We start from the raw sequence: 8,727 nt of genomic DNA on the forward strand, positions 1-8,727 counted from the left end.
GCGACCGCGCTTGGCGTAGCGCAGTCGCAGCTTCTGCACTGGTGCGGCCGACGGGTTGGGCTGCTGCTGGCGGCTCAGGACTACTCCCCTTGGGTACCCGGTGGTCCGCGGCGGGGTCAGCACCCCAACGGTCCACGCTACCTACTCCGGCAGGACGGTACCGTGGACCCGTCCGGCCCCGTTGCGCTTGTCTGCTCCGCCCCGCCTGGCTACCGTCCGGCAACAGCAGTCCGATCGACGGTTCGCCCCCGAAGTCGGGTCGACGACTCCCGTCGTGGCGCCCCGACCGGTCCAGCCCTGGAGGTCCCCCGTGCCTCTGCACCGCCGCGTCCAAGCGGCCGCGGTCAGCGCGGCGCTGCTCGCGACCGGCTGCCTGTCGGTGACCGCGTCCGCCGCGGCCTCGCCGGAGCAGCCGGTGACCGCGGTGGACTGCGTCCAGCCCGGCCCGACGCTGCGCTACCTCGTCGTGTTCACCCCCGGCACCAGCGCGCCGCTGGCGGAGGCGCAGGTCGCCGCCGCGTGCGGCACGACCGCCCACTACTACCCGCAGATCGCGGTGGCCGTGGCCGTGTCGCCGGACCCCCGGTTCGGGCAGCGCATCGGCCCGCACCGGGCGTACAGCGCCCAGGCCGACGGCCTGTCGAAGCGCACCGGGGCGCCGGGCAGGCAGAAGGACCAGGACGAGGCCGTCGGGACGCCCGCTCCGACGGGCGCGGTGGACCGCACCGCCGAGCAGTGGGACATGGACCTGATCCGGGCGGCCGAGGCGCACGCGGTGAGCACCGGCAGCCGGGACGTGGTGGTCGGCGTGCTCGACTCGGGCATCGACCCGGCGCACCCCGACCTGGTCGGCGCGCTGGACCCGGCGCTGTCCGCGGGCTGCACGACCGGGGTGGCCGACCCGTCGCCGGCGGCGTGGTCGCCCACGACGTCCGGGCACGGCACGCACGTGGCGGGCACGATCGCGGCGGCCGACGACGGGATGGGCACGACGGGCGTGGCGCCGGGCGTGCGGATCGCGTCGGTGAAGGTGGTCGACGACGCCGGGTTCATCTACCCCGAGTACGCGGTGTGCGGGTTCATGTGGGCCGCCGAACGGGGCATGACGATCACCAACAACAGCTACTTCATCGACCCGTGGGTGTTCACCTGCCAGAACGAGCAGGGTCAGTCCGTGGTCTACGAGGCGGTGCGGCGGGCCGTCGACTACGCCTCCGGGCGGGGCGTGCTGACGGTGGCGGCGGCGGGCAACGGCGCGGCCGACCTGACCAAGCCGGGTCGGGACGTGCTCAGCCCGACCAACGCCGCGTCGGAGGAGGTCCGGCCGCGCCCGGTGGACAACACGTGCTACCTGCTCCCGGCGCAGCTGCGCAACGTGGTCGCGGTGTCGTCGGTGGGTGTGGACAAGGTCAAGGCCGGGTACAGCTCGTACGGGCTGGGCGCGGTGGACGTGACCGCGCCGGGCGGTGACCGCAGGCAGGTGCCCGACGACGGCCGGAGCGGGTGCGTGCTGTCGACCGTGCCCGCCGCCGGTTACGACTACTCGTGCGGCACGTCGATGGCCGCGCCGCACGTGTCGGGGGTGGCGGCGCTGCTGGCTTCCACGCACCCCGGGGCCACCCCCACCGACCTGACCCGGATGCTCAACGCGCAGGCGGAGACGGTGCCGTGCCCGGCGGACTACGACCTCAACGGCACGGGCGCGCAGGACGCGTACTGCACGGGCTACTCGGAGTACAACGGCTTCTACGGTCACGGCATGGTCGACGCGCTGGCCGCCGTCCAGGGATGAGGCGGCCGGTCAGGCGGGGTGCCCGTCCCGCTGCCGGCGCACCGCGCCCGCCGGGTCCGCGACGCCTCGCTCGCGGTACGCGCCGGACGGGTGCGGATCGACCGTGCGGCGGGTGAGGAAGTACTCCGTCGGCCGCCGCGGGATTTCCTTCGGCGCCCACCGCGGGGACGTGCGGCCCGTCCTCGGCCGGAATCGGGGTCCGACTTCCGCGAGCCGACTCGACGGGCCTGCGGACAACGCGCATTACGCGCCGTTTATCCGCCCGGACAATGCTCAATTCCGCTCCCGCAGGGCAGCGCGCAGGATCTCCATAGCGTCGTAGACCCGCGACTTCACGGCGGCTTCCGGAATGCCCAGCACGTGTGCCGCCTCGCGCACGGTGCGCCCCCGGACGTACGTCTCGCAAATGGCCGCCCGGTGCTCTTCCCCGAGCCTGCCGATCAGCTCGTCGACCAGCGCGACGGACGGCCGCGGCTCGGGCCCACGCACCGCGCCGGACCCATCCGGCCTGGTCAAAGGTGCTCTCCGAGGTGCGGACCCCTTCCTGCGCCACCCGTCGACGACCTCTCCCGCCACGGTGAGCAGCCGGCCGCCCAGCCCTCTCGGCTCGCGGAACAGCGAATTCACGGCAGTACCGACCTCCCGGAGTTCGCGCGCGGCGGGGCGAATGACGCTCGTCGCGAAGGTACTACAACGCCCGGCCGTCATCCCGGCCATTTCCGACCGTCGCTGTGATATAGATCACCCATCTTAAGTGAACCATTCATCGAACCGCCGCACCGGACGTTCGTAGTTCCTCTGCAGAGAGTGGACGCGTCTTCAACAGGGGGTGGGCACGTGGTGCTTGCGGTCTCGGACCACGACGCGGGCGGGTGGGACGTCGCCACGCTGTCCGGCCGCGCGGCGTACGTGGCGATGTGCCTGTCGGCCTGCTGGGGCGTGCTCACGGCGACCGGGTGGGTCCGCGCGGTCACCGGGCGGGACGCGCTGCGCGTCACGCACCAGGCGCTGGCGGCGTTCGCCCTGGCCATGGCCGTGGCGCACGCGGTGGCGCACGCCCTGCCCGCCGACGGCCCCCTGGCGGCCCACCAGCTCGTGCTGCCGCTGGTCGGCGGCGGTGAGGTCCGGCACGCGCTCGGCGTGGTCGGCCTGGAGCTGATGCTCGCCGCCGCCGTCACCGCCGGGCTGCGCGGGACGGTGTTCCGCCGCGACTGGGTGCGCCTGCACCGGCTCGCGTACGTGGGCGTGTGGCTCGGCGCGATGCACGCCTGGCTCGGCGCCTCCGCGAACGGGCACGTCGCCGTGGTGTGGATGGGCGGCATCACCGTGCTGACGCCCGCCATGACGCTGGCCGTGCTGCGGTTCCTGCCGCCGCCGGTGCTCGTGCGGATGGGCGTGGTCGAGGACCGGCCGCCACGACCGGCGCACCACGGCGCCGCGGGCGTCCGGGTCGCCGTCGACCACGACCGGTGCCGGCACTACGCGCTGTGCCAGGCGCAGGCGCCCGGGGTGTTCCGCATGCTCGACGACGGACGGCTGCGCTACGCCCGCAATCCCGACACCGACCAGGAACCGCAGGTGCGCGCGGCGGCCAGGGTGTGCCCGGTGCGCGCGATCCGGGTCGACCGCCGACCCTGAACCGTCAGCTCCGCGTCAACGCCGGGTTCTGGACCGGGGAGCCCTTGCCCACCGGGGAGATCGGCAGCAACGTGCGGCCGGTGGGCCCGACCTCGATGTCGGTGCCCATCGCCGGGCACACACCGCAGTCGAAGCAGGGCGTCCAGCGGCAGTCGTCCTGCTCCCGCTCGTCCAGCGCGTCCTGCCAGTCCGCCCAGAGCCACTCCTTGTCGAGCCCGGAGTCGAGGTGGTCCCACGGCAGGACCTCCAGCTCCTCGCGCTCCCGCGTGGTGAACCAGGCCAGGTCCAGGCCCAGCGGGGTCAGCTCGGCCTCGGCGGCCCGCACCCAGCGGTCGTAGGAGAAGTGCTCGGACCAGCCGTCGAACCGGCCGCCCTCGCGCCACACCCGCTCGATGACCAGGCCGATGCGCCGGTCGCCGCGCGACAGCAGGCCTTCGATCAGCGACGGCTTGCCGTCGTGGTAGCGCATGCCGATGTTGCGGCCCAGGGCGCGGTCGGAGTTCACCGCCTCGCGCAGCAGGCGCAGCCGGTTGTCCACGACGTCCGGGTCGCACTGCGCGGCCCACTGGAACGGCGTGTGCGGCTTGGGCACGAACCCGCCGATGGAGATCGTGCAGCGGATGTCCTTGCGGCCGGAGACCTCGCGGCCCGCGCGGATGACGTTCTTGGCCATCTCCGCGATCTGGACCACGTCGTCGTCGGTCTCGGTGGGCAGGCCGCACATGAAGTACAGCTTCACCTGCCGCCAGCCCGCGCCGAACGCCGCGCTGACCGTGCGGATCAGGTCTTCCTCCGACACCATCTTGTTGATCACGCGCCGCAGGCGCTCGCTGCCGCCCTCGGGCGCGAACGTCAGGCCCGAGCGGCGGCCGTTGCGGGACAGCTCGTTGGCCAGGTCGATGTTGAACGCGTCCACCCGGGTCGACGGCAGCGACAGGCTCGTGTTCGTGCCCTCGTAGCGGTCCGCGAGGCCCTTGGTGACCTCCGCGATCTCGGAGTGGTCCGCGCTGGACAGCGACAGCAGGCCGACCTCCTCGAACCCGGTCGCCTCCAGCCCGCGCTGCACCATCGCGCCGATGCCCTCGATGGACCGCTCGCGCACCGGACGGGTGATCATGCCCGCCTGGCAGAACCGGCAGCCGCGCGTGCAGCCGCGGAAGATCTCCACGCTCATCCGCTCGTGCACGCTCTCCGCGAGCGGCACCAGCGGCTGCTTCGGGTACGGCCACGCGTCGAGGTCCATCGTGGTCCGCTTGAACACCCGGTACGGCACCCGCTCGCGGTTGGGCACCACGCGCTGGATGCGCCCGTCGGGCAGGTACTCCACGTCGTAGAACCGGGGCACGTACACGCCGCCGGTCTCCGCGAGCCGGGTCAGGACCTCGTCGCGCCCGCCGGGGCGGCCCTCGGCCTTCCACGCGCGGACGATGTCGGTGATCTCCAGGACGGCTTCCTCGCCGTCACCGAGCACCGCCGCGTCCACGAACGGCGAGATCGGCTCCGGGTTGAACGCCGCGTGCCCACCGGCCACCACGATCGGGTGGTCCTCGGTGCGGTCGGCGGCGTGGATCGGGATGCCGGCCAGGTCGAGCGCGTTGAGCAGGTTCGTGTAGCCCAGCTCGGTGGCGAAGCTGACCCCGAACAGGTCGAACGCGCCGACGGGGCGGTGCGCGTCCACGGTGAACTGCGGCACGCCGTGCTCGCGCATCAGCGCTTCGAGGTCGGGCCACACCGCGTAGGTCCGCTCGGCCAGCACGTCCGGCTGCTCGTTGAGGACCTCGTACAGGATCATGACGCCCTGGTTGGGCAGCCCGACCTCGTAGGCGTCCGGGTACATCAGGGCCCACCGCACGGCGGCGGCGTCCCAGTCCTTCACGGTGGCGTTCAGTTCCCCGCCGACGTACTGCACCGGCTTGGACACCCTCGGCAGCAGGGGTTCCAGGGCGGGGAAGACCGACTCGACACTCACGCCGACCAGGGTAACGGCAGTGCCGGCACGGGTCAGAACAGCGGTCCGGTGATGGTCAGGCCGAGCTCCGAGCCCGGCCCCGCGTAGAGGCCGAAGAACATCAGGGCGCCGCCCGCGAGCGCCAGGTCCTTGTTGAACTGGATCATGTCCAGCTGCCTGGCCTGCGGGTCGGTCTCCTTCCAGAAGTTGTGCATGAGGAACGCCGTGGGCAGCAGGAACAGCACCAGCAGCAACGCCCCGAGATCCGCCCACACGCCCAGGAGCAGCATCAACGCGCCGACGGCCATGAGCACGCCGCTGCCGAACGTGGCGGCCTTCGCCGCGGGGACGCCCTTGGACGCGGCGTAGCCGGCCATGGCCTCGGTCTGCGTGAGGTGGCCCAGCGCCGAGCCGAAGAACAGGAGGACGAACAGGATGCGACCGATGAGTGCGATGACGTCCACGACGACCTCCGGTGCTCGGGGTTCGTCCAGTGTTCAACCAGGTCAGGTCAGCAGCAACTTGCCGAGCCTGCGTGCCGCGACGACCACTCCGACGGCCACCATGACGACGAAGTAGGCGACGTGGCCCAGCGCGTCCCAGCCGACGTAACCCGTGGTCAGGCCCCTCATCAGCTCGATCGCGTGGTAGAGCGGCGTCCACCGCACCACCGCCTGCAACCAGCCCGGGTACACCGACAGGGGGTAGAACGTCGTCGAGAACAGGAACAGCGGCGTCACGGCCAGTTGCACCAGGTCGAAGTCCTGCCACGATCGCATGAACGTGGCCGCGGCCATGCCGACCGCGGCGAAGGCCAGCGCGACCAGCAGGCACGCGGGCAGCGCCAGCAGCGCCCACGGCGAGCCGATGAGCCCGAACACGAGCATGACGACGATGAACCCGCCCGAGTACAGGCCGCCGCGGATGAGGCACCACGTGGCCTCTCCGACCGCGATGTCCACCGGGCCCATCGGCGTGGCCAGCACCGCGTCGTACACCTTCGCGTACTTGAACTTGAAGAACAGGTTGAACGTCGCCTCGAACACCGCGCCGTTCATCGCGGAGGCCGCCAGCAGGGCGGGCGCGACGAACGCGGCGTACGGCATCGGCCCGCCGGGGCCGTCGACGGTGGCGACCAGCCGCCCGAAGCCGAAGCCGAGGGAGAACAGGAAGAACAGCGGCTCGAAGAAGCCGGACAGCACCGACATCCAGCCCCGGCGGCTCACCAGGTAGGCGCGTTCGACCAGGACGTGCGAGCGGCCCGCGTACAGGCCCGGGGGCACGATCCGCAGCAGCAGGCCGGCGCCGTTGCGCGGGCCGGACGGCGGGGACGGCCGCGTGGCGGTGGAGGACTCGCGGGTCATACGGCCAGCCTCCGGTGGAAGTAGCGGCGGCCCAGGACGACGCCGAGCGCGACCAGGGCGGACAGGTAGGCCACGTGGCCCAGGGCGGGCAGCGGGCGCAGCGTGCCGAACGTCGCGCCGCGGGCCAGTTCGATGCCGTGCCAGACCGGCGTGAGCCAGGCCAGCGGGTGCAGCCAGCCGGGCAGCTGGCTCATCGGGAAGAACCCGCCGGTGAACAGGGTCATCGGCATGACCAGGAAGCGGAAGATCGCGTTGAACGAGTCCGGCTTCTCCCGGGTCGCGGTGAAGGCGACCGCGGGCGCGCTGAACGCCATGCCGGCGAGCGTCGCGAACGGCACGGCCAGCACCGCGGACGGGCTGGTGACCGCGCCCAGGGCGACGGCGACGACGAGGAACACCGCGGTGCCCGACGCCAGGCGCAACGCGATCCACAGCAGCTGGCCGTAGAGCACCTGCGCGGCCGTGACCGGGGTGGCCACCACGGCCAGGTACGTGCGCTGCCACTTGAACGACGAGAACACCGCCCAGGTCGACTCGAACACGGCGTTCTGCACGGCGTTGATGACCAGCAGCGCCGGCGCGAGGAACACCACGTACGGATGGCCGTCGGTGGCCTCGCCCGCCCGCACCTGCGAGCCGAACCCGACGCCCATGGCCAGCAGGAACAGCACCGGCTGCAGGAAGTTCGAGATGACCGTGGCCCGCCAGTTGCGGCGGTACCAGGTCCAGTGGTTCTCCACCGCGATCAGCGCGGCACGCCACGAGGCGACCTGCGTGCCCATCAGTCCACCAACGTCCGGCCGGTCAGGCGCAGGAACACGTCCTCCAACGTGCTGCGGCGCACCAGGCTCGACACCGGCCGCACGCCCCGCGCGTGCGCCGCCGCCAGGGCCGCCTCGCCGTCGGCGGTGTAGAGCAGCACCCGGTCCGGCAGCACCTCGACCCGCTCGGCCAGGTCGCGCACCTCGGCGGCGCTCTGCTCGCCCGGCGGGAAGCGCAGCTCCAGCACCTCGCGGGTCGAGTAGCGGTGGATCAGCTCCGACGGCGAGCCCTCGGCCGCGATCCGGCCGCCGTCCATCACCACCAGCCGGTCGCACAGCTGCTCGGCCTCGTCCATGTAGTGCGTGGTGATGATCAGCGTGACGCCGGACTGCTTGAGCCGGAACAGCCGGTCCCACAGCAGGTGGCGGGCCTGCGGGTCCAGGCCCGTGGTCGGCTCGTCGAGCAGCAGCAGGTCGGGGTCGTTGACCAGGGAGCGGGCGATGGTGAGCCGCCGCTTCATGCCGCCCGACAGCGGCTCCACCTCGGCGTCGGCCCGGTCGGTGAGCTGCGCGAACTCCATCAGCTCCACCGCCTTGGCCCGCACCGCCGCCCGGGACAGGCCGAAGTAGCGGCCGTACACCTGGAGGTTCTGCCGCACGGTCAGCTCGGTGTCGAGGTTGTCCTGCTGCGGCACCACGCCGAGCCGGGAGCGGATCCTCGGCCCGTCGGTGTCCGGGTCCAGGCCGAGCACGCTCAGCTCGCCGCCGGTGCGCGGCGACACGCACGACACCATCCGCATGGTCGAGGACTTGCCCGCGCCGTTGGGGCCGAGGAAGCCGAACGCCTCACCCCTGGTCACTTCGACGTCGATGCCCCGCACGGCTTCGAACGAGCCGAAGTGCTTGGTGAGGCCTTGTGCGCGGACGAGCGTGGAGGTCACGTTCGTCACGTTAGCGGTGGGGTCCGACAATCCCGGAATCGTTTTAGGGTGGCGCCGTGCGGATCGAGCTGGAGTGGCCGGAGGTCGTCGACGAACGGCTTCGGGCCGAAGTGCACGAGGTGCTGCACGCCGTGGTGGCCGCCGGTGGCGCGATCGGCTGGCTGGCGCCGCCGAGCCGCGCGGAGACCGACGCGTGGCTGGACGGGGTGTTCGCGTCCCCCGAGGACGGTGCGCTCGTCGTGGCGCGTGTGGACGGTGTGCTGCGCGGCACGGCGACGTGGCG

At 72.4% G+C, this 8,727-nt stretch carries 8 protein-coding genes and 1 pseudogene; 3 read left to right on the forward strand and 6 right to left on the reverse strand.

All coding sequences use genetic code 11. The features are described 5' to 3' along the window. Positions 1-310: 310 nt before the first annotated feature. The gene (locus AB0G02_RS15280; RefSeq protein ID WP_360794071.1) at positions 311-1,792 is read left to right on the forward strand and encodes a S8 family serine peptidase; all 1,482 of its coding nucleotides are present in this window, start codon (positions 311-313) and stop codon (positions 1,790-1,792) included. 273 nt (positions 1,793-2,065) lie between these two features. Here the strand turns inward: AB0G02_RS15280 and AB0G02_RS15285 are convergent, their stop codons facing one another. Further along, positions 2,066-2,419 carry a sigma factor-like helix-turn-helix DNA-binding protein gene (locus AB0G02_RS15285; protein WP_360794073.1) on the reverse strand — a complete coding sequence of 118 codons (354 nt, stop codon included), beginning with the start codon at positions 2,417-2,419 and terminating at the stop codon, positions 2,066-2,068. 210 nt (positions 2,420-2,629) lie between these two features. On the opposite strand from AB0G02_RS15285, the gene AB0G02_RS15290 reads away from it, so the two are divergent. Next, positions 2,630-3,430, forward strand: a complete 801-nt coding sequence (locus AB0G02_RS15290) for a ferredoxin (RefSeq protein ID WP_360794075.1) — start codon at positions 2,630-2,632, stop codon at positions 3,428-3,430. Positions 3,431-3,434: 4 nt separating this feature from the next. On the opposite strand, the gene AB0G02_RS15295 is transcribed toward AB0G02_RS15290, so the two are convergent. From AB0G02_RS15295 to AB0G02_RS15315, 5 genes are read right to left on the reverse strand one after another with little or no spacing between them, the layout of a single operon-like run. Then, the gene (locus AB0G02_RS15295) at positions 3,435-5,399 is read right to left on the reverse strand and encodes a TIGR03960 family B12-binding radical SAM protein (RefSeq protein WP_360794077.1); all 1,965 of its coding nucleotides are present in this window, start codon (positions 5,397-5,399) and stop codon (positions 3,435-3,437) included. A gap of 32 nt (positions 5,400-5,431) precedes the next feature. Continuing rightward, complete coding sequence (locus AB0G02_RS15300; protein WP_360794079.1) at positions 5,432-5,842, reverse strand: DoxX family protein; 411 nt, start codon at positions 5,840-5,842, stop codon at positions 5,432-5,434. Positions 5,843-5,884: 42 nt separating this feature from the next. Continuing rightward, entirely contained in the window at positions 5,885-6,742 is an 858-nt protein-coding gene (locus AB0G02_RS15305; protein WP_360794081.1) for an ABC transporter permease, read from the reverse strand. Next, positions 6,739-7,524 carry an ABC transporter permease gene (locus AB0G02_RS15310; RefSeq protein WP_360794083.1) on the reverse strand — a complete coding sequence of 262 codons (786 nt, stop codon included), beginning with the start codon at positions 7,522-7,524 and terminating at the stop codon, positions 6,739-6,741. Before AB0G02_RS15310 ends, AB0G02_RS15305 begins: the two co-directional genes overlap by 4 nt. Further along, positions 7,524-8,444, reverse strand: a complete 921-nt coding sequence (locus AB0G02_RS15315) for an ATP-binding cassette domain-containing protein (RefSeq protein ID WP_360794085.1) — start codon at positions 8,442-8,444, stop codon at positions 7,524-7,526. The genes AB0G02_RS15310 and AB0G02_RS15315 overlap by 1 nt, the downstream gene beginning before the upstream one ends. A 56-nt stretch (positions 8,445-8,500) precedes the next feature. Here AB0G02_RS15315 and AB0G02_RS15320 point away from each other — a divergent pair. After that, positions 8,501-8,727, forward strand: a pseudogene (locus tag AB0G02_RS15320) (GNAT family N-acetyltransferase); the annotation flags it as partial.

It is taken from the genome of Actinosynnema sp. NPDC023658 (assembly GCF_040639995.1).
In the GTDB taxonomy this organism is placed as follows: Bacteria; Actinomycetota; Actinomycetes; order Mycobacteriales; family Pseudonocardiaceae; genus Actinosynnema.

Coding starts and splice junctions, on each gene's coding strand:
- AB0G02_RS15305 (WP_360794081.1), bottom strand. CDS start 6,742: ATGACCCGCGAGTCCTCCACCGCCACGCGGCCGTCCCCGCCGTCCGGC.
- AB0G02_RS15310 (WP_360794083.1), bottom strand. CDS start 7,524: ATGGGCACGCAGGTCGCCTCGTGGCGTGCCGCGCTGATCGCGGTGGAG.